The organism is Burkholderia sp. HI4860 (assembly GCF_002223045.2).
Taxonomy (GTDB): domain Bacteria; phylum Pseudomonadota; class Gammaproteobacteria; order Burkholderiales; family Burkholderiaceae; genus Burkholderia.
This window is the reverse complement of sequence record NZ_NKFO02000003.1, coordinates 1,665,074-1,683,541: the sequence shown is the minus strand read 5'-3', so window position 1 is coordinate 1,683,541 and position 18,468 is coordinate 1,665,074. Positions and strand designations below refer to the sequence as shown.

Below are 18,468 nucleotides of genomic sequence, written 5' to 3'. Positions count from 1 at the left end.
GAGGGCCGGGAAAGGAAAGGCAATCTGGCGTCGCGTTGTTGAGCGAGATTCGCTAATTTGCTCGCGGATCCGTAGGATTTTGTCCCGCCCCCGCGTTTTCCGACCGATCGGTGTCCGACACCGCGAGGCCCGCGAGCGCGGCCTGCTGGCGGCGCAGGTCGGCCAGCATGTTGCAGAACAGCGCGCCTTGCTCGATCGCGTCGTCGAGCGCGACGTGCGTGTGCGGATGGTCGTCGAACCAGTGCTTCGGAAAGCGCGGCTTGATCGCCTTGCGGTACGGCAGGCCCGTCATCGCGAACGCGAGCGTCTTGATGTCGAGCGCCGACCACGAGAACGGGCAGCGGCCCGCGAAGCGCATCATGTACCAGAACATGAACGTGAAATCGAAGCCCGCCGGCATCGCGACGAACACCGGCTTGCCGGGCAGCGCCTCGACCCAGTCGACGTACGCGAGCAGCGCCGCTTCGGGCGCCTGCAGATCCTTCCGGCACGCGGCCCATGCTTCGGGCTCGGTCTTCCACCACGCTTCCTGCACCGGGTGCGCCTGCGCGCCCGGCAGCGTTTCGAGATTGGCCGAGAACGTCGCGATCAGCTGCTTGTCCTCGGTATAGGCGGCCGACGCGAAGCTCAGCATCGAGTGCGGGCCGGGAATCGGGCCGTCGGCCTCGACGTCGGTGCTGACGTAGATTTCCGGGATGGCGGTCTGGTTCATCCGAATACCTTGTCGGACACGAACGGGTTGGTGCGGCGCTCGTCGCCGAACGTCGACACCGGGCCGTGGCCCGGCACGAACGTCACGTCGTCGCCGAGCGGCCACAGCTTCTCCTTGATCGACCGGACGAGATCCTCGTGATTGCCGCGCGGGAAATCGGTACGGCCGATCGAGCCCGCGAACAGCACGTCGCCGACGATCGCGACGCGATGCGCGCGGCTGAAGAACACCACGTGGCCGGGCGTGTGGCCCGGGCAGTGATAGACCTCGAGCGTCTCGTCGCCGAACTGCACGGTGTCGCCGTCGTTCAGCCAGTGATCCGGCTCGAAGGTTTCGGCGGCCGGAAAGCCGAAGCGCTCGCTCTGCATCGGCAGCTTCTCGATCCAGAAGCGCTCTTCTTCCTGCGGCCCCTCGATCGGCACGCCGTAATGCGTCGCGAGTGTCTTCGCGCCCGCGCAGTGATCGATGTGCCCATGCGTGAGCAGCACCTTCTCGACCTGCACGTTCTGCCGCGCGACTTCCTGTTCGATCCGGTCGAGATCGCCGCCCGGATCGACGACGGCGGCACGGCCCGTTTTTTCGCAGACGAGCAGCGAGCAGTTCTGCTGGAACGGCGTGACCGGAATGAGCGTGACTTTCATGGAGGCACCGGCGGCTAAAAGGAGCGATTGTACCGGTCGCGCGTGCTGCCTGCCGGTCGCGCGACGCGCGTCGCGGTGCGCGCCTCAGGGCATTCCCGGAGCATGTCGATTGTTACCGCCATAGCGAGAATCAATGGTCCCCGACGGGCGCTTTCCGAGACAACCTTTTGGTTTATGTATAATGCGCCCCATTGCACGTGAATTTCACGCAATTCGCTGGTGTTTCGGCCCCGTTAAAAAAGGGGCGTCGGAGGCACCGTCAAGCATCAGCCGCCGGGTAGTCCGGCGGTGTATCCAGCACCGAATATTCGGTGCTCACGTCTTGTCCGGCCGGGTGCTGCGCGCCCGCCTGCGGCCCTGCTGCCGCGCCGCCGGATGGGGCCTGTGCCGCCGTTCCTGTGAGTCGGTCGTTTCGACGCGCGCGAACGTGAAGCCATGTTCGATGGCGGCATGTGGGGTCTGGTCAGGCTGTTGGGGACAGGTTGTGCCAGACGTGAAAGCTAATCAGGACGGTTGCGGCCTAGACGAAAGCCGCGCCCATGCTAGCCGCCTGCTCGCATCCGAGCGGGGCGTGCACGCATTTGCCGTCCGGGCCGCATATCTGCGCTGTGAATCGGCGTGATGAAGCAGCGGCCCGAACCAGAAGGCGACACGTCGATGAATTTACGTTTTCCGAGTCGATTCGGGACCATTGCATTGTTTTTCGCGCTGACGGGCTGCGCGGTGCCACCCAGCCAGACCACCAGCAGCGCGAACCAGAAGAAAGCGGTCGACAAGACGACCGCTGCCGCGAAGGCGGACGACGACAAGCAGCAACTCAGTTTTGATTCCGCACTGGCATCGATGCCCGCTGCCGACAGCAAGGACGCGAAGAAGTCGTCGCTGGCGGACGCCGAGCCGATCGACGGCAAGGATGTGTCCGAGTTCCGCCAGACGGGCCGCGCATCGTGGTACGGGCGGGATTTCCACGGCCGCCGCACCGCGAACGGCGAGCGCTTCAACATGAACGCACTCACCGCCGCACACCGCACGCTGCCGCTGTCGTCGTACATCAGGGTGACGAACGCGTCGACCGGCAAGTGGGTCGTCGTGAAGGTCAACGATCGCGGGCCGTTCAAGCGCGGCCGCGTGCTCGACCTGTCGTATGCGGCCGCCAAGATGATCGGCCTCGTGCATGCCGGCACGGGCCGCGTGAAGATCGAAGGGCTGTCGCCGCAGGAAGCGCGCGAGGCTCGCGACGAAATGTTCGCGTCGGTCTCGGCGAAGTAACGCAGCGGCTCGACCGCTCATGCAAAAGGGCTGCCCGCGGGCAGCCCTTTGTCTTTCCTGCGCGGCGCGATGCCGACGCCGGCTTCCCGGTGCCGGCCGGCCGTCTCGCGCGTCAGCTTTCGTCCTTCAGCACCAGCGCACGCGCATACAGCGTGTTGCGCGACGCGCCCGTCAGCGCGGCCGCGAGCTTGGCCGCGCTCTTCACCGGCACCTCTTCCAGCAGCAGCTTGAGCAGCGCGTCGTGCGCGGTGTCGTCGGCTTCGCCGCTCGTCGCCGGTGCGCCTTCGACCACCAGCACGAACTCACCGCGCTGCCGGTTCGCATCGCCGGCGAGCCAGGTCTGTCCTTCGGCCAGGGTGCCCTGGAACAACTGCTCGTGTAGCTTGGTGAGCTCGCGTGCGATCAGCAGCCGGCGCGCGGGGCCGAATGCGTCGGCGAGTGCGGCGACGGTTTCGGCGATCCGGTGCGGGGCTTCGTAGAACACCAGTGCATACGGGTGCGATACCAGCGCCTGCAGCGCGGTCGCGCGCTGCTTCGTCTTCGGCGGCAGGAAGCCCGCGAACGTGAACGCGCCGGCCCAGTCGCCGGCCACGCTCAGCGCGGTCACGGCCGCGCTCGCGCCCGGTAGCGGGATCACCGCGAAGCCGGCGGCGCGCACCGCGTCGACGAGCCGCGCGCCGGGGTCCGAGATGCCGGGCGTGCCGGCGTCCGATACGTAGGCCACGCGCTCGCCGCCGCGCAGCAGTTCGATCACGCGTTGCGCGGCTTCGCGTTCGTTGTGCTCGTGCACGGCGACGAGCGGTTTCGAGATCCCGTAGCGGGCGAGCAGTTGGCCCGTGCTGCGGGTGTCTTCAGCTGCGATGCGGTCGGCGAGGCCGAGTACGTGCAGCGCGCGCAGCGTAATGTCGGCGGTGTTGCCGATCGGCGTGGCGACCACGTAGAGCGCGGCGTCCGGGTAGTGCTGCGTGTGCGCGAGTTCGAGGAGGGCAGTCATGGCAGGCAATGCGCGCAATCGCGGCGCAAGCGGAACAAGGACGGCATTGTGCCACGCGGCGCCGGCCCGGCCGGGCGACGGGCGCGGTTTGGCACGCGCCGGCGACAACTTTTCGGATGCGGCACGATCCAAACCGGTCGGCGCGGCGTTCGAGCTGCGTGCGCGGCAGTTTCTCGAACGCCGCGGCCTCGGGTTCGTCGCGGCGAACGTGACGATGCGCGGCGGTGAGCTCGATCTCGTGATGCGCGAGCCCGACGGCACGCTCGTGTTCGTCGAGGTGCGCGCGCGGCGCAGCGTCCGGCACGGCGGCGCGGCCGCGAGCGTCGGCTGGCGCAAGCGGCGTCGCCTGGTGGCGGCCGCGCTCCAGTTCTGGGCGCGGCATGGCGCCGGCGCCGCGTGCCGCTTCGACGTCGTCGCATTCGAGGCCGGCCGGCTCGCGTGGCTGCGCGACGCATTTCGTGCCGACGATGCGTAGCGGCGAGCTGTGACGAGATGTAAAGAGTTCTTGCCGGACCGCCGGAGAGGGTGCCGGAGTACGGTAAACTCGCCGCACCCACGATGTCGCGCGATGCGTGCCACGCGCCCAGTTCACCAGGAATCGATGTCAGTCGAACGTATTCAGCAACATTTCCGCGACAGCGCCGCGCTTCACGCCGAAGCGGCCGACGCGCTGTCGCTGCCGATCGCAGCCGCGGTCGATGCGATGTTCGCCGCGCTGGCGAACGGCAACAAGATCGTCGCGTGCGGTGACGGCCCGTCGGCCGCCGCCGCGCACTACCTCGCCGTGTCCCTCGTCGGCGGCTTCGAGCGTGAGCGCCCGGGCCTGCCCGCGATCGCGCTGGCCACCGACGCGTCGCAGGGCGGCCTCGCGGGCGCGGTGTCCGCCGATCAGCTGTTCGCGCAGCAGGTGCGCGTGCTCGGCCAGACCGGCGACATCCTGCTGGTGCTCGATCCGGCCGGCGCGTCGCCGCGCGTGCTGGCGGCGATCGACGAAGCGCACGAGCGCGAGATGACCGTCGTCGCGCTGACGGGCGGCGACGGCCATGCGGTCGCCGCCGCGTTGTCCGATACCGATATTCCGATCAGCGTGCCCGCCGTTCGCGCGGCGCGCATCCACGAAGTCCATCTGCTGACCATCCACTGCCTGTGCGACGGCATCGACGCGATGCTGCTGGGTGAGGATTGAACGAAGGAGAGCCGTCGATGAATCAAAGCCGCGTCAAACAGACGCTCGTCAGAACCACGCTGCTCGCTGCGCTGACGGCGGGCCTCGCCGTGTCGCTGCAAGGTTGTGTGCTCGGGGTCGTGGGCGCAGCGGCCGGCGGCGGCGCGCTGATCGCGACCGATCGCCGTACGCTCGGCGCGCAGACGGAAGATCGCGAGATCCAGGTCAAGTCGCTCACGCAGATCAACAACGGGCTGCCCGATCAGTCGCACGTGAACGTGACGGTGTTCAACCGCCGCGTGCTGCTGACGGGCGAAGTGCCGAACGATGCATCGAAGCAGCGCGCCGAGGAAATCGTGCGCGGCATCAACAACGTGAACGGCATCGTCAACGAGCTGTCGGTCGAGCCGGCGTCGTCGCTGTCGTCGCGCGCGAACGACTCGTACCTCGAAGGGCGCGTGAAGTCCGAGCTGATCGCGACGAAGGGCATCTCGTCGAACTACTACAAGGTCGTCAGCGAACGCGGCAACCTTTACCTGATGGGGCTCGTGACGGTCGACGAGGGCAATCGCGGCGCGGAAGCCGCCAGCCAGGTGCCGGGCGTCGAGAAGGTCGTGAAGGTGTTCCAGTACGTGAAGCCGCAGGACGCGCAGGCGCTGCAGAACGCAGCGCCCGCGAGCGGCGCATCCGGCGCGCAGGCTGCCGCCGCGCCGGCGGATACCGCGACGGTGGGCGCCGTGCCCGACGCGTCGGTGCAGTCCACGCCGCTGCAGCCGCCCGCACCGATCTCGAATTCGTCGAACGTGCATCCGGGCAACCCGAAGGCCCCGTCGCAATGAAGAACAGGCAGATGAAGCAGATGAAACAGTGGATGGTGCAGGGCGCCGCGGCCGCGGCGCTCGTGGTTGGCGCCCTGGGCGTCGCGCACGCGGATGTCGGCGACGGCCTGAAGGTCGCGCGCGGCAACGCATGCATGGGCTGCCACGCGGTCGACCGCAAGCTCGTCGGCCCGTCGTTCAAGGATATCGCCGCCCGCTACAAGGCCGATCCGCAGGCCGTGGCCAAGCTGTCGAAGAAGGTGAAGGAGGGCGGCTCGGGCGTCTGGGGCGCCATTCCGATGCCCGCGCACCCGCGCATGAGCGACGCCGACGTGCGTTCGGTGGTCGAATGGGTGCTGGCTGGCGCGCCGTCAAAATAAGGTTTCGGGGGCGATTCAACCCCTATTGCCAAGCGCGGAAATGCGTGTGTATGATGGTTGACTGTTGGGGCGGTAGCTCAGCTGGGAGAGCGTCGCGTTCGCAATGCGAAGGTCGGGAGTTCGATCCTCCTCCGCTCCACCAACGGAATTCGAAGGCCCGATCGCAAGATCGGGCCTTTTTGTTTTTGCGGGTCCGCGATGGCACGCCGGACCCAGGCGCCGCACTCGACGTGGCGGGGCGGGTCGACCGGTGGCCGGTCAGTCAGGTCAGCAGTTCGTGCGCGAGCCTGAACGTCGGCACCACCAACGCGGCGAGCGCCATCGTGACGATTGCGAGAATCACCGTTCTCTTCCGCAGCAGCGCAAAAATGACGAACGACAGCGCGTAGAACGCGCAGGTCAGCAGGATCAGCCACCACAACGTTGCGTAGCCGGCGCCGCCTTCGAAGTTCGACACGTTCCGCGTGATCAGCGGCGCGACATAGCCAGCGGCGGTCATGCTCGCGGGCAGGCCCAGCACCGAATACAGGATGTAGACGATGAGCTGTCGCGGTGTCGGATCGGAAGACGTCATGACGGGCGGTTCTTATTCGGGTGGACGGGCAGCCGAACCGTTCGCCGTCCAGGCGGATTCAGGCAGCCGGCAGGATGCGGGCGTTTGCCGCGTTTGGCAACCACCCGCCGTCGCTCGCTAGTCCCCTCACCCCCGCCCGACACTCGGCCGCTTCGGATCGTACGTCCACCCCGGCACGAGATAGCGCATCGCGATCGCGTCGTCGCGCGCCGTGCCGCCAACCTGCCGATAAAGCGCATGCGCGGCCTCGACCTGCGCCATGTCGAGCTCGATCCCGAGCCCCGGCCGCTCCGGCACGGCCACCTGGCCGCCGACGATCTTCAACGGCTCGCGCGTGAGCCGCGCGTCGCCTTCCTGCCAGATCCAGTGCGTGTCGATCGCGGTGATCGTGCCGGGCGCGGCGGCCGCCGCATGCGTGAACATCGCGAGCGACACGTCGAAGTGGTTGTTCGAATGCGAGCCCCACGTGAGCCCCCAGTCGCGGCACAGCTGCGCAAGCCGCACCGAGCCCTGCATCGTCCAGAAATGCGGGTCGGCGAGCGGGATGTCGACTGCCTGCAGCCGCACCGCATGATCCATCTGCCGCCAGTCGGTCGCGATCATGTTGGTCGCGGTCGGAATGCCCGTCGCGCGGCGGAATTCGGCCATCACTTCGCGGCCCGAATAGCCGCCTTCCGGCCCGCACGGATCCTCCGCATACGCGAGCAGGTGGCCTTGCCCGCGGCACAGCGCGACGGCCTCGTCGAGCGACCACGCGCCGTTCGGGTCGAGCGTCGCGCGGGCATCGGTGAAGCGCGCCTTGATCGCGGCGATCGCTTCCATCTCGTCGGCGCCGGCCATCACGCCGCCCTTCAGCTTGAAATCGGCGAAGCCGTAGCGCTCGACCGCGGCCTCGGCCTGCCGCGCGATCGCGGCCGGCGTGAGCGCTTCCTCGTTGCGCAGCCGGAACCAGGCGTCCGACGCGTGCGTCTCGTCGCGGTACGGCAGATCGGTGCGGCGCCGGTCGCCGAGGTAGAACAGATAAGCGAGCATCGGCACCGCGTCGCGCTGCTGGCCTTCGCCGAGCAGCGCCGCGACCGGCACGTCGAGATGCTGGCCGAGCAGGTCGAGCAGCGCGGCCTCGATCGCGGTGATCACGTTGTCGAGCCGCAGGTTGATCTCGTGCGGCTGGCGCAGCACCGCGGCTTCGCCGGCCGACGTCACCTCGTGCCGGATCGTGCGGCCCGCACCCGCGCCCGCGCCGGACAGCGCCGCGCGCACCGCGTTGAGCGTCGCCTGGTAGCGTCCGATCGACTGGCCGACCACGAGATCCGTCATGCGCTCGAGCGCGTGGCGGATGCCTTCGCCGCCCGGCACTTCGCCGACGCCCGTGTGTCCGCTGCTGTCGTCGAGGATCACGAGGTTGCGCGTGAAGTACGGTGCGTGCGCGCCGCACAGGTTGAGCAGCATGCTGTCGCGGCCGGCGACGGGAATTACCTGCATACGCGTGACGTGCGGGGTGCCGGCACGGCGGGATTCGGACATCGGTTCGCTCCTGGTTCCGATGGGGCACGGGCCGCCGGCTGCGCCGGCGCGGCTCGTGCCGTTCATTGAAGCTCGACGCGGCGGATCTTGCCGACGACGAACAGGTAGCAGATCACGGCGACGAGCGCGTGCGCGACCACGTAGACGAGCGCGCCGTTGAACGAGCCGCTGCGGTCGACGATGTAGCCGATCGCGATCGGCGTCGTGATGCTGGAGAGGTTGCCGCACGTGTTGAGCAGCGCGCCGCTCAAGCCCGCGATCTGGCGCGGCGCGGTGTCGGCGTTGACGGCCCAGCCGAGCGCGCCGAGCCCCTTGCCGAAGAACGACAGCGCCATGAACAGCACGACGAGCACGTGCGAATCGGTGTAGTTGCAGACGATCATCGACATCGACAGCAGCATGCCGACCACGATCGGCACCTTGCGCGCGACCGACAGCGAGCGGCCCTGCTTGAGCAGCCCGTCGGACACGACGCCGCCGAGAATCCCGCCGAGGAACCCGCACACGGCCGGGATCGACGCGACGAGCCCCGCGTTGAGGATCGACATCCCGCGCGCCTGCACGAGATAGACGGGAAACCACGTGATGAAGAAATACGTGAGCGCGTTGATGCAGTACTGCGCGACGTACACGCCGATCAGCATCCGGCTCTTCAGCAGCGCCTTCACGTGGCGCATCGACGGGCCGCCGTCGCGGCCGCCGCTCGCCTGGTCGATGTTGACGAGCGCGCCGCCTTCGGCGAGGTAGTCGAGTTCCGCACGGTTGATGGTCGGGTGTTCCTTCGGGTCGAACATCGTGCGGTTCCACACCAGGACGAACGCGAAGCCGAGCACGCCCATCACTGCGAACACCGACTGCCAGCCGAACGCGTGCACGAGCCAGCCCATCAGCGGCGCGAACACGACGGTCGCCGCGTACTGCGCGGCGTTGAAGATCGCCGACGCGGTGCCGCGCTCGGGCGCAGGGAACCACGCGGACACGATCCGGCTGTTGGCGGGGAACGACGGGGCCTCGGCCGCGCCGACGAGAAAGCGCAGCCCGAACAGCAGCGCGAACGCGGCCGCGCCGCCGAAGAAGCCGATTCCGCCCTGCAGCAGCGTGAACAGCGACCAGAAGAAGATGCTGAATGCGTAGACGATGCGCGACCCGTAGCGGTCGAGCAGCCAGCCGCCCGGCAATTGCGCGATCACGTACGACCAGCCGAACGCGGAAAAGATGAAGCCCATCTGCACGTGGCTCAGGTGCAGCGCGCGGGCGAGGCTCGGGCCCGCGATCGCGATCGCCGCGCGATCCGCGTAGTTGATCGTCGTGACCGCGAACAGGACGGCCAGCACCAGCCAGCGCACGCGCGTGCGCCGGGCCGTTGCCGACGCGGACGCCGGCAGCGCTTGAAGCGGATTCATGACTGTCTCCTCCGAAGGGCGGAAGGTGCCGTCGTGCGGCAGGCGCATCGGTGCGCGCCATTCGTGTGGGTGCGGCCGGCCGGAGGCCGGACGCCGCTGCCCGTGGGCAGGGCGTCCGGGCCATTCTGTCATGTCGAAATTTGCGCCTTCATGCCAATTGCTGACTTGATCGATTCAGCAATTGAATCGATCGGCCGGCTGGCCCAGGGCCGGGCCATGGCTGCCGGAATATTTTTACCCGGATGATATTGACATCCGATTTATACCCGGATAAAAATAGCGTCATTCCGATTCCAGCCTGCGGGCGACCACGATGACCACCACACTGCTTCCTTCCTACACGGCGTTCGACGGCCACCGGCGGCTCGCGTCGGGCCCGCTCGCGACCGTCGCGCTCGCGGTTCGCCACGCTGCCGGCGATGCGATGTCCGCCACGATCCTGATCTTTGACGACGCGACCGGCCGTTCGATCGACCTCGATCTGCGCGGCACGGCGGACGAGATCCGCGCGCGCTATGCGCCGCCGTCGGGCGATGTATCGGCCGACTCAGGCGAGCGGGCCGGCGCGAGCGAACAGCGCGGCCGCGGCCGGCCGAAGCTCGGCGTCGTGTCGCGCGAGGTCACGCTGCTGCCGCGTCACTGGGAATGGCTGGCCACGCAGCCCGGCGGCGCGTCGGTCGCGTTGCGCAAGCTCGTCGAGGACGCACGGCGCACGCACGCGGAAGCCGACCGGCGACGCGACGCGCAGGCGCGCGCGTACCACTTCATGTCGGCGATGGCCGGCGACCTGCCCGGCTTCGAGGAGGCCGCGCGCGCGCTGTATGCGAACGACCTGACACGCGTCGCCGAGCTGATCGCCGGCTGGCCGGACGACGTGCGCGACCACGCGCTCGCGCTGGCGGGCGGCGAGCTGCCGCCGGCCACCGAAGACTGCTGACCGGAGCAACGGACGTCATGACCGCATTCGATCTGAACCGCGGCGCGCTCGCGCCGGTTGCCGACGAGGTCGATCTCGTCGACCTGCGCGTGACGGGTGCGATCCCGCACGAACTCGCCGGCACGTTGCTGCGCAACGGCCCGAATCCGCCGGGCGGCCGCTTCGACGGGAACGGCGTGCTGGCGTGGTGGCCGGAAGCCGCGATGCTGCACGCGATCGCGTTCGAAGGCGGCCGCGCGACCGGCTACCGGAACCGCTGGGCGCGCACGCAGCGCTGGGCCGCCGTGCATGCGCCTGAGGAAGCATCGCAACTGCCCGACACCAATCCGAACGTGAACGTGCTGCAGCATGCCGGCGAGTTGCTCGCGCTGTCGGAGGGCGGCGCACCGTTCGCGATCACGGCCGCGCTCGATTCGCTCGGCGCGCCGGCGCGGCACGCAGGCCTCGGCGGCGGGATGACCGCGCATCCGAAGGTCGATCCGGTGACCGGCGAGCTGATCGCGTTCCGCGCGGACTGGCGCGCGCCATGGCTGCGCTATGGCGTGGCCGATGCGCAGGGCGTGCAGCGCGTCGATCTCGAGATCGCGCTGAACGCGCCGTCGATGATGCACGACCTCGCGATCACCGAAACCCGCAGCCTGCTGCTCGACCTGAACGTCGGCTACGACTTCTCGCTGCTGAAGCAGGGCCACCGGATGCCGCTGCGCTGGCACGACGACCGGCCCGCGCGCATCGGCGTGATCCCGCGCCACGGCGGCGCGGTGCGGTGGTTCGACGTCGAGCCGTGCTTCATTCTGCACGTCGTGAACGCATACGACTGCGACGCGTCGTGCATCGTGCTCGATGCGGTGCGCTATCCGTCGTACCTGCGGCTCGACGCGGGCACGGGCCGCTTCGCCGACAACCCGGTCGGCGAGTTGTGGCGCTACGTGATCGATACGGCGAACGGGCTGATCGACGAAGGGCCGCTCGCCGACGGCGGCATCGAGATGCCGCGCATCAACGAAAGCCGGACGGGGCGCCGCTACCGCTACCTGTATGCGGTCGAGCAGCCGAACCCTGTGGAAATGCGCGGCGTGATGCGCTTCGACCACGCGAGCGGCACGACGACGCGCTACGCGTTGCCGCCGGGCGACCAGAACAGCGAGCCGGTGTTCGTGCCGCGCCCGGGCGGCGCGGACGAGGACGACGGCTGGCTGCTGGTGATGATCTACCGCGCGGCGACAGATACGAGCGACGTCGTGATCCTCGATGCGCGCGCGATCGACGCGGGGCCGGTTGCCACCGTGCACCTGCCGCGCCGCGTGCCGGCCGGGTTCCATGGCGCGTGGGTGCCGCGCGAACGTTGAACGCGAGCGGCGGCGCGCGTCACTGCGCGCGCAGCGCGTCGACGATTTTCAGCCGCGCGGCGCGCATCGCCGGCAGGAACCCGCCGACGAGCCCCATCACCAGCGAGAACAGCAACGTCTTCACGACGATCGCGGGCGTCAGCACGAAGCGGAACGACAGGTCGGCGAAGGTCTGGAAGTTGGTCGTCGAGAACGACGCGAACTGCATCAGCGACGCGCACGCGAGCCCCGCGACGCCGCCGACGAAGCCGAGCAGCAGCGCTTCCAGCAGGAACGCGGCGAGCACGTTCATGCGCTTGAAGCCGAGCGCGCGCAGCGTGCCGATCTCGGCGACGCGGTTCGCGACCGACGCATACATCGTGATCATCGCGCCGATCATCGCGGCGATCGAGAAGATCGTCGACAGCGTGATGCCGAGGATATTGATGAACGTCGACAGCGCCTTCGACTGGTCGCCGTAGAAGGTCTGTTCGCGTTTGGCCTCGTCGGTGAGGCGCGGGTCGACGTCGATGTCGGCCTTGAAGCGCGCGAAGCCGTCGGCGCTCGGGATGCGCAGCACCATCGACGAATAGCTGGTGCGCCGGAACGACTGCATCAGCTGGTCGACGTCGCCCCAGATCTCCGAATCGAAGCCGCTGCCGCCCGCGTCGAAGATGCCGACGATGGTCCAGTCGCGCTGCGCGAAATGCAGGCTGTCGCCGAGCTGCGTGCCGCTGAAGCCTCTCGCGATCGCGCTGCCGACGATGATGTCCGACGAGCCGGGCGCGAACATGCGACCGGCGGTGAGCTTCACGTGCGGGCGCAGCGCGAGGCCCGTCGGCGACACGCCGCGGATCACGACGTTCGACGGCTTGCCGGTCGAGGTCTTCACCAGCGAGATCAGCACGACCGCTTCCTTCGACACGAGCGGCCGGCCGTCGGGGCCGAGCGCGACGGCCGGATGCATCTCGAGCGCATTGGCCTGCTGGTGGTCGATCGAGCTCTGGATCTCTGTTTCGGCGCCCTTGCGGATCACCACCGCGTTGTCGGGTTCGCCGGTCGACACGAGCGTCTTCGTGAGCCCCGCATCGAGCATCTGCACGGTCGCGAACACGAAGATCACGAGCGCCATCCCGCCGGCGGTCAGCGCGGTGGTGAGCCGCCGGGTCCACAGGTTGCGCGCGATGTAGTTGAGCGGGATCGCCATGTGCCAACCTAACCGATTGCCCTGAGGCCTTCGACCACGCGCACGCGCGCCGCCTGCCACGCCGGCACGATCGCCGCCGCGAAGCCCACCGCGACCGAGCACGCGGCCTGCAGCACGACCGTCTCGGTCGACACCTTGAACACCGGGAAGATGCCGCCGGCCGCCTGCTTGAACAGGCTCGCGGCGGGCGGCGTCGCGAGGATCCCGAGCCCGCCGCCGGCCACCGCGATCACGACCGATTCGCCGAACACGATCAGCGCGAGGAAGCCGGGGCCGAAGCCGAGCGCCTTCAGCGTCGCGTATTCGGCCGTGCGTTCGCGCGCGCTCATCGCCATCGCGTTGGCCATCACGGCCATGATGATCAGGATCACCACGTACGACACGAGGCGGATCGCCGCGATGATCTGGTTCGACATCGCGACGAAGCCGAGCTGGAACGCCTGCTCGGTTTCGGTCAGCGTCTCGGCGAGCGAGTTCTTGAACACCGCGTCGACGTGGCGCGCGATCGACGCGCCGTCGTCGGGGTTCGCGATGCCGAGCACGAATACGCCGACCTGGTCGGCCTGCTTCGGCGTGCGCTGGCGCACCGTCTCGTTGAGGTATTCCCAGTGGAACACCAGTTGCCGCGTGATCGTCGAGTCGTCACGGCCGTCCAGGATGCCGCGCACGACGAAATCCCATGTGCCCGGGTAGATCGTGCCCTTCAGCGGGATCACGTCGCCGATCTTGAAGCCGAATTGCGTCGCGAGCTGGCGGCCGACGAGGCAGCCGCGGCGGTCGCGATCGTAGTCGGCGCGCTGCTGCGCCGGGATGATGAATTCCGGGTACAGGTCGAGGTAGTTGTCCGATACGGCGAAGCTCGCGAAGAAGTTCTTCGGGTCGCGGTAGATGCCGCCGAACCAGTTCGAGCGGACCACGGCCGTCACGCCTTCGACGCCGCGGATCCGGTTCTCATCGCTCACGGGCAGCGGAAACACGAGCGAGATCGCGTTGCGCGTGACGAGCCGCCCGCTAGACGCGGCCGCCGCGCCCGCGTACCACGCGTCGACCACGGTATGCAGCAGCCCGAACGCGAGCACGGCGATGGTGAGCCCGAGCACGGTCAGCAGCGTGCGCAGCCGGTGCCGCAGCGCATTGCGCGCGATCAGCTTCAGCACATACATCGCGCGCGCTCCCGCAGCCGGTCAGCCGGCGTGCCCATCGATCAGCTCCCCTTTTTCCAGATGCACGAGCGAGCGCGCGGCGCCGGCCGCGTGCGCGTCGTGGGTCACCATGATGATCGTCTTGCCGAGCTCGGCGTTCATCCGCTGCAGCATCGCGAGCACGTCGGTGGCCGATGCGCGGTCGAGGTCGCCGGTCGGCTCGTCGGCGACGATCAGCACCGGATCGGTGATCAGCGCGCGCGCAATCGCGACGCGCTGCTGCTGGCCGCCCGACAGCTCGGACGGGTAATGGCTCGTCCGGTCGCCGAGGTTCACCATGTCGAGCACGAGTTCGACGCGCTCGCGCCGCTCGCGGCGCGACAGGTGGGTGAGCATCAGCGGCAGCTCGACGTTCTCGAACGCAGTGAGCACCGGCATCAGGTTGTAGAACTGGAAGATGAAGCCGACGTTCGCCGCGCGCCATTCGGCCAGTTGCGCCTCCGCGAGCAGCGAGATGTCGAGCCCGCCCACGCGCAGCTCGCCGCTGTCGGGCCGGTCGATGCCGGCCACCAGGTTCAGCAGCGTGCTCTTGCCGGAGCCGGACGGCCCCATCAGCGCGACGAAGTCGCCTTCGCGGATATCGAGCGTGATGTCGGTCAGCACGGGCACGATCTGGTTGCCGCGCCGGTACGACTTCGCGACGTGGCTGATCTCGACGAGGGGCAGCGGGGCGTCGTTCACGCGTGCGCTACTTCTTCGCGACGGTCACTTTCGCGCCGTCCTTCAGCTTCGCGCCCGGCGCGAGCACGACCGTGTCGCCGGGCTTCACGCCGGCGAGCGCGACGAGTTCGCCGATCCGCATGCCCCGCGTCACGGGCACGGCGCGCACCGCATCGTCCTTCACGACGAACACGACCGGCCGGCCGTCGCGCTCCACGACCGCGCTGGCCTGCACGGCCGTCACGGGCTGCCGGTCCTGCGCCGACACGGGCTTCGACAGGAACGCGATCTTCGCGCTCATGTCGGGCAGCACGCGGTCGTCGCGGTCGACGAAGCGGACCTTCACGAGCACCGTGGCCTTCGAGCGGTCGACGGTCGGCACGATGCGCGACACGCGGCCCGCGAAGCGCATGTCGGGCAGCGCGTCGAGCTGGATCTCGCACGGCTGCTCGGCGCGGATCTTCGCGATGTTCGATTCGGCGACGTCGGCCTCGACCTCGAGGGTGTCCATGTCGGCGATCGTCACGACCGCGCCCTTGCTGTCCGACGCGGACGAGAACGGCGTGATGTTGTCGCCGACGTTCGCGTGCTTCGCGAGCACGATGCCGTCGAACGGCGCGCGGATCACCGTCTGGTCGACCGCCACTTGCGCGGCCTGTGCGTTCGCCTCGGCCGATGCGATCGCGGCCTGGTCGCTGTTGAGCGTCGCGCGCGCCTTGTTCACGCGGGCCGTGTCGGTGTCGAGCTGCGCGGCCGGCACGGCGCCGCGCGGCGCGAGCGCCGACGTGCGGCGCAACGCGATCTCCGCATCCTTCAGTTCTGCCTGCGCGACGCCGAGGTTCGCGCGGGACACCTGCGCCTGCGCGCGCGCCTGCGCGAGCGATGCTCGCACGTCGTTGCTTTCGAGCCGCGCGATGATCTCGTCCTGCTTCACGCGCGTGCCTTCGAGCACGCCGAGCCATTCGACGCGCCCCTGGCCTTTCGACGCGACCGCGGCCTTGCGCTGCGGCACGACGTAGCCGGTCGCATTGAGTTGCGTGTCGTTCTGGTACGGGTAGGCGGACGTGACGGCGGTGGTTTCGACGGCTGGCCGGCCGGTGAGCGCGAGGCCGGCGGCGATCGCGCCGATGACGAGCGCGGCGGCCGCCGCATAGCGGAGCCACCGGCGGCGACGGGGCGCCGGTGCGAGCGGACGCCGGTCGATCTTCAGTTTGTCCAGATTGTGATCGGGCAATTTGAGCGCCTCGAGACGGCGGCGGTCTGGCGACCGGCCGCGATCCGGTTTCCGGGGAAAGGGACGGATGGACGCCAGTATAAGCGTCGCCCCGACGGTGCGCGAGCCGGTTTGCAGCGCCGCCGCGGCCGCCGGTACGGGATAAGCGTGCTCCTCCGGGGAAACCCGAGGTGCGCAAGCAACGTGTCAACTTGCCGCGAACACGGTGCGTTATGGAACCAGTGCGTCAGGTTTTGTCGCGACGGCACGGCGCAAGCCGGCCTCGCGGCCTGGGGCTCCGATGCGAATGCCTCGCATCTCTACTTACCGGTACGTTTGATTTTTTCTCCGCTAAAGGAAGAACAATGAAGAAGACGCTCGCTTCGATCATCGCCGCAGCATTCGCACTCGCATCGGTTTCGGCATTCGCACAGGATGCGTCGGCACCGGCAGCCGACACGTCGGCCGCTGCACCGGCCAAGAAGGATCACAGCAAGCCGAAGCACCAGCTGAAGCACCACGGCTCGAAGAAGGGCCAGGCGAAGGCCGCAGCCGCATCGGCCGCCGGCACGAACGACGCAGGCGCGCAGAACTAAGAAGCGCGTTACGCCGCGGCCGCACCGCCGGCCGCCAGTCGCGAGACCCCGCATGTTCATGCATGCGGGGTTTTGTTTTTTCAGGCCAAGTGTTCGCCGTCCGGCCGCGACGGCGGCGGCGCGCGCATCGCGTCGACCACCGTAAGCATGCGCCGCCAGTGCGAACCTTCCCAGAACACGCGCCGGCACACGTCGCATGCGGCGAAGCGCCGATGCCGCAGCCGGACGCCGGCCGGCACGCGCGGCGCGGCAGCGGCCGCGTCGAGCGGATGCAGCGGCGCATTGCAGCGCAGGCACAGCCGGAACGGCCGCATGTGCGGCGCGAGATCGAGCCGCTCGAACAGTTCGCGCAACTGGTCGGCCGGCTGCAGCGCGTGCAGGTAGCAGCCACGCTCGACCGCGCGCCGCTTGAGCAGCTCGCGGTCGCGGGTCAGCACGATCCGGCCCTCTCGCGCGGCGAGCGCCGCCAGCGCGTCGTCACGGTAGTGGTTGTCATAGCAGGTGTCGAAGCCCGCGAGGCGCAGCAGTTGCGCGAGGCCGCCGAGATGCGCGTCGGCGACGAAGCGCCATTGCGCTGGTGGCGGCGCGGCGGCCCCGTTCACGGCAGCCGGCCGTGCGCGCTCCGGAAAGGCTTCGACCCGGTCGCCGTCGTCGAGCGGCCGGTCGAGCGCGGCCGGCGCACCGTTCACGCACAGCCGGCCGATTTCGGTATGCGGGACGCCAAGTGCCTCGATCGCGTGCTTCACCGTCGCGTCGCGCGCACACGCATGCCCGAACGCGCGGTCGCGCTGGGCGCGCGGCAGAAAGGCGTTCAGTTCGTCGTGGAAGCGGAAGGTCGCGGTCGCCATGCGGGCAGTATGGCACCGCGCCTGGGCGGCCGCGTGCCCTGCAGACGCCACGCATCTGTGTTTAACTCCCCGCTTCACGGAGCGAAGGAGCGGGTAATGGATCTCGGATTTATCGGGCTGGGTGAAATGGGGCAGGCAATCGCGACGAACCTGCTGAAGGCCGGGCACACGGTGCGGGTCTGGAACCGGTCGCGCGAGCGCGCCGAGCCGCTCGCGGCCGTCGGCGCGCAGATCGTCGACACGCCGGCCGACGCGTTTCGCGGCGACGCGGTGTTCTCGATGCTGGCCGACGACGCCGCGGCGCGCGCGATCTTCGACGACGCGCTGCTCGCCCAGGCGCCGCGCGGCCTGATCCACGTCAACATGGCGACGGTGTCGGTCGCGCTGGCCGAATCGCTCGCGCACGCGCATGCATCGCGCGGCATCCATTATGTCGCCGCGCCGGTGATGGGGCGGCCCGACGTCGCCGCCGCCGCGCGCCTGACGATCATGGCGGGTGGCCCGGCCGAGGCGATCGACCGCGTGCAGCCGCTGTTCGACGCGATCGGCCAGAAGACCTGGCGGTTCGGGTCGTTGCCGCAGCACGCGAACGTCGCGAAGATCGCCGCGAACTTCACGCTCGCGTCGGCGATCGAGACGCTCGGCGAGGCCTCCGCATTGCTGGGCGCGCACGGCGTCGCGATGCGCGACTTCCTCGACGTGATCACCGGCAGCGTGTTTCCGGGCCCCGTCTACGAAGGCTACGGCTCGATGATTGCCGAGCGGCGCTACGAGCCCGCGCGCTTCAAGGCGCGCCTCGGGCTGAAGGACGTTCGCCTCGCGCTGGAAGCCGGCGACGCCGTGTCGGTGCCGCTGCCGGTCGCGAGCGTCGTGCGCGACAACCTGCTCGACGCGCTGGCGCACGGCGGCGGCGAGCAGGATTTCGCGGTGCTCGGCGAAGTCGCGCTGCGCCGCGCTGGCCGCTGAGCCGACGCGCGACAGAAGTCCGGCACACCGG

At 69.0% G+C, this 18,468-nt stretch carries 20 protein-coding genes and 1 tRNA gene; 10 read left to right on the top strand and 11 right to left on the bottom strand.

Annotated elements, in window-relative coordinates; all coding sequences use genetic code 11:
• Positions 1–52 precede the first annotated feature (52 nt).
• Both CFB34_RS23125 and CFB34_RS23120 read right to left on the bottom strand, forming a co-directional pair.
• On the bottom strand, positions 53–712 hold the full coding sequence (locus tag CFB34_RS23125) for an exonuclease (protein WP_039346779.1): 660 nt from the start codon (positions 710–712) through the stop codon (positions 53–55).
• Positions 709–1,353 carry an MBL fold metallo-hydrolase gene (locus CFB34_RS23120; protein ID WP_043185095.1) on the bottom strand — a complete coding sequence of 215 codons (645 nt, stop codon included), beginning with the start codon at positions 1,351–1,353 and terminating at the stop codon, positions 709–711. The genes CFB34_RS23125 and CFB34_RS23120 overlap by 4 nt, the downstream gene beginning before the upstream one ends.
• 657 nt (positions 1,354–2,010) lie before the next feature.
• On the opposite strand from CFB34_RS23120, the gene CFB34_RS23115 reads away from it, so the two are divergent.
• A complete protein-coding gene (locus CFB34_RS23115) occupies positions 2,011–2,622 on the top strand; it encodes a septal ring lytic transglycosylase RlpA family protein (protein WP_089439034.1) in 612 nt (203 codons plus the stop codon).
• A gap of 112 nt (positions 2,623–2,734) precedes the next feature.
• On the opposite strand, the gene rsmI is transcribed toward CFB34_RS23115, so the two are convergent.
• Entirely contained in the window at positions 2,735–3,616 is an 882-nt protein-coding gene (gene rsmI / locus CFB34_RS23110; protein WP_089438994.1) for a 16S rRNA (cytidine(1402)-2'-O)-methyltransferase, read from the bottom strand.
• Between the two features lie 46 nt (positions 3,617–3,662).
• Here rsmI and CFB34_RS23105 point away from each other — a divergent pair, with 46 nt between their 5' ends.
• From CFB34_RS23105 to CFB34_RS23085, 5 genes are all read left to right on the top strand, one after another.
• Positions 3,663–4,091 carry a YraN family protein gene (locus CFB34_RS23105; protein ID WP_179243601.1) on the top strand — a complete coding sequence of 143 codons (429 nt, stop codon included), beginning with the start codon at positions 3,663–3,665 and terminating at the stop codon, positions 4,089–4,091.
• Positions 4,092–4,217: 126 nt separating this feature from the next.
• On the top strand, positions 4,218–4,802 hold the full coding sequence (locus CFB34_RS23100; protein ID WP_069246887.1) for an SIS domain-containing protein: 585 nt from the start codon (positions 4,218–4,220) through the stop codon (positions 4,800–4,802).
• A gap of 17 nt (positions 4,803–4,819) precedes the next feature.
• On the top strand, positions 4,820–5,620 hold the full coding sequence (locus CFB34_RS23095) for a BON domain-containing protein (protein WP_089438996.1): 801 nt from the start codon (positions 4,820–4,822) through the stop codon (positions 5,618–5,620).
• Positions 5,617–5,979: a c-type cytochrome gene (locus CFB34_RS23090; RefSeq protein WP_089438997.1), complete on the top strand. Its 363-nt coding sequence runs from the start codon at positions 5,617–5,619 to the stop codon at positions 5,977–5,979. The genes CFB34_RS23095 and CFB34_RS23090 overlap by 4 nt, the downstream gene beginning before the upstream one ends.
• Before the next feature lie 66 nt (positions 5,980–6,045).
• Positions 6,046–6,121, top strand: a tRNA-Ala gene (locus CFB34_RS23085).
• 120 nt (positions 6,122–6,241) lie between these two features.
• Here the strand turns inward: CFB34_RS23085 and CFB34_RS23080 are convergent.
• The 3 genes from CFB34_RS23080 to CFB34_RS23070 all read right to left on the bottom strand — a co-directional run bounded on the left by CFB34_RS23080 (position 6,242) and on the right by CFB34_RS23070 (position 9,480).
• Entirely contained in the window at positions 6,242–6,553 is a 312-nt protein-coding gene (locus CFB34_RS23080; protein WP_089438998.1) for a hypothetical protein, read from the bottom strand.
• Positions 6,554–6,679: 126 nt separating this feature from the next.
• On the bottom strand, positions 6,680–8,077 hold the full coding sequence (locus tag CFB34_RS23075; protein ID WP_089438999.1) for an enolase C-terminal domain-like protein: 1,398 nt from the start codon (positions 8,075–8,077) through the stop codon (positions 6,680–6,682).
• A 62-nt stretch (positions 8,078–8,139) separates the two neighbouring features.
• Complete coding sequence (locus CFB34_RS23070; protein WP_089439035.1) at positions 8,140–9,480, bottom strand: MFS transporter; 1,341 nt, start codon at positions 9,478–9,480, stop codon at positions 8,140–8,142.
• Positions 9,481–9,793: 313 nt separating this feature from the next.
• Between CFB34_RS23070 and CFB34_RS23065 the strand changes: the two genes are divergently transcribed.
• Complete coding sequence (locus CFB34_RS23065; RefSeq protein ID WP_089439000.1) at positions 9,794–10,417, top strand: DUF2239 family protein; 624 nt, start codon at positions 9,794–9,796, stop codon at positions 10,415–10,417.
• Positions 10,418–10,434: 17 nt separating this feature from the next.
• Entirely contained in the window at positions 10,435–11,766 is a 1,332-nt protein-coding gene (locus CFB34_RS23060) for a carotenoid oxygenase family protein (protein WP_089439001.1), read from the top strand.
• A gap of 19 nt (positions 11,767–11,785) precedes the next feature.
• On the opposite strand, the gene CFB34_RS23055 is transcribed toward CFB34_RS23060, so the two are convergent.
• From CFB34_RS23055 to CFB34_RS23040, 4 genes are read right to left on the bottom strand one after another with little or no spacing between them, the layout of a single operon-like run.
• Positions 11,786–12,952, bottom strand: a complete 1,167-nt coding sequence (locus CFB34_RS23055; protein WP_089439002.1) for an ABC transporter permease — start codon at positions 12,950–12,952, stop codon at positions 11,786–11,788.
• Positions 12,953–12,960: 8 nt separating this feature from the next.
• The gene (locus CFB34_RS23050) at positions 12,961–14,115 is read right to left on the bottom strand and encodes an ABC transporter permease (RefSeq protein WP_089439003.1); all 1,155 of its coding nucleotides are present in this window, start codon (positions 14,113–14,115) and stop codon (positions 12,961–12,963) included.
• Between the two features lie 21 nt (positions 14,116–14,136).
• The gene (locus CFB34_RS23045; protein ID WP_089439004.1) at positions 14,137–14,835 is read right to left on the bottom strand and encodes an ABC transporter ATP-binding protein; all 699 of its coding nucleotides are present in this window, start codon (positions 14,833–14,835) and stop codon (positions 14,137–14,139) included.
• 7 nt (positions 14,836–14,842) lie between these two features.
• A complete protein-coding gene (locus CFB34_RS23040; RefSeq protein WP_089439005.1) occupies positions 14,843–16,048 on the bottom strand; it encodes an efflux RND transporter periplasmic adaptor subunit in 1,206 nt (401 codons plus the stop codon).
• 344 nt (positions 16,049–16,392) lie between these two features.
• Between CFB34_RS23040 and CFB34_RS23035 the strand changes: the two genes are divergently transcribed.
• Positions 16,393–16,623, top strand: coding sequence for a hypothetical protein (locus CFB34_RS23035; RefSeq protein WP_039366831.1), 231 nt, complete (start codon positions 16,393–16,395; stop codon positions 16,621–16,623).
• Positions 16,624–16,703: 80 nt separating this feature from the next.
• On the opposite strand, the gene CFB34_RS23030 is transcribed toward CFB34_RS23035, so the two are convergent.
• Positions 16,704–17,471: a Mut7-C RNAse domain-containing protein gene (locus CFB34_RS23030; RefSeq protein ID WP_089439006.1), complete on the bottom strand. Its 768-nt coding sequence runs from the start codon at positions 17,469–17,471 to the stop codon at positions 16,704–16,706.
• Positions 17,472–17,567: 96 nt separating this feature from the next.
• Between CFB34_RS23030 and CFB34_RS23025 the strand changes: the two genes are divergently transcribed.
• Positions 17,568–18,437 (top strand): NAD(P)-dependent oxidoreductase, encoded by an 870-nt coding sequence (locus CFB34_RS23025; RefSeq protein WP_039366834.1) that lies wholly within the window; start codon positions 17,568–17,570, stop codon positions 18,435–18,437.
• The last annotated feature ends 31 nt before the right edge of the window (positions 18,438–18,468 follow it).

What these genes read in the sequence shown, in the direction of transcription:
- CFB34_RS23100 (WP_069246887.1), top strand. Translation starts at nt 4,218, where the DNA reads ATGTCAGTCGAACGTATTCAGCAACATTTCCGCGACAGCGCCGCGCTT.
- CFB34_RS23120 (WP_043185095.1), bottom strand. Translation starts at nt 1,353, where the DNA reads ATGAAAGTCACGCTCATTCCGGTCACGCCGTTCCAGCAGAACTGCTCG.
- CFB34_RS23090 (WP_089438997.1), top strand. Translation starts at nt 5,617, where the DNA reads ATGAAGAACAGGCAGATGAAGCAGATGAAACAGTGGATGGTGCAGGGC.
- CFB34_RS23050 (WP_089439003.1), bottom strand. Translation starts at nt 14,115, where the DNA reads ATGTATGTGCTGAAGCTGATCGCGCGCAATGCGCTGCGGCACCGGCTG.
- rsmI (WP_089438994.1), bottom strand. Translation starts at nt 3,616, where the DNA reads ATGACTGCCCTCCTCGAACTCGCGCACACGCAGCACTACCCGGACGCC.
- CFB34_RS23025 (WP_039366834.1), top strand. Translation starts at nt 17,568, where the DNA reads ATGGATCTCGGATTTATCGGGCTGGGTGAAATGGGGCAGGCAATCGCG.
- CFB34_RS23080 (WP_089438998.1), bottom strand. Translation starts at nt 6,553, where the DNA reads ATGACGTCTTCCGATCCGACACCGCGACAGCTCATCGTCTACATCCTG.
- CFB34_RS23060 (WP_089439001.1), top strand. Translation starts at nt 10,435, where the DNA reads ATGACCGCATTCGATCTGAACCGCGGCGCGCTCGCGCCGGTTGCCGAC.
- CFB34_RS23070 (WP_089439035.1), bottom strand. Translation starts at nt 9,480, where the DNA reads ATGAATCCGCTTCAAGCGCTGCCGGCGTCCGCGTCGGCAACGGCCCGG.
- CFB34_RS23055 (WP_089439002.1), bottom strand. Translation starts at nt 12,952, where the DNA reads ATGGCGATCCCGCTCAACTACATCGCGCGCAACCTGTGGACCCGGCGG.
- CFB34_RS23035 (WP_039366831.1), top strand. Translation starts at nt 16,393, where the DNA reads ATGAAGAAGACGCTCGCTTCGATCATCGCCGCAGCATTCGCACTCGCA.
- CFB34_RS23065 (WP_089439000.1), top strand. Translation starts at nt 9,794, where the DNA reads ATGACCACCACACTGCTTCCTTCCTACACGGCGTTCGACGGCCACCGG.
- CFB34_RS23115 (WP_089439034.1), top strand. Translation starts at nt 2,011, where the DNA reads ATGAATTTACGTTTTCCGAGTCGATTCGGGACCATTGCATTGTTTTTC.
- CFB34_RS23125 (WP_039346779.1), bottom strand. Translation starts at nt 712, where the DNA reads ATGAACCAGACCGCCATCCCGGAAATCTACGTCAGCACCGACGTCGAG.
- CFB34_RS23075 (WP_089438999.1), bottom strand. Translation starts at nt 8,077, where the DNA reads ATGTCCGAATCCCGCCGTGCCGGCACCCCGCACGTCACGCGTATGCAG.
- CFB34_RS23095 (WP_089438996.1), top strand. Translation starts at nt 4,820, where the DNA reads ATGAATCAAAGCCGCGTCAAACAGACGCTCGTCAGAACCACGCTGCTC.
- CFB34_RS23030 (WP_089439006.1), bottom strand. Translation starts at nt 17,471, where the DNA reads ATGGCGACCGCGACCTTCCGCTTCCACGACGAACTGAACGCCTTTCTG.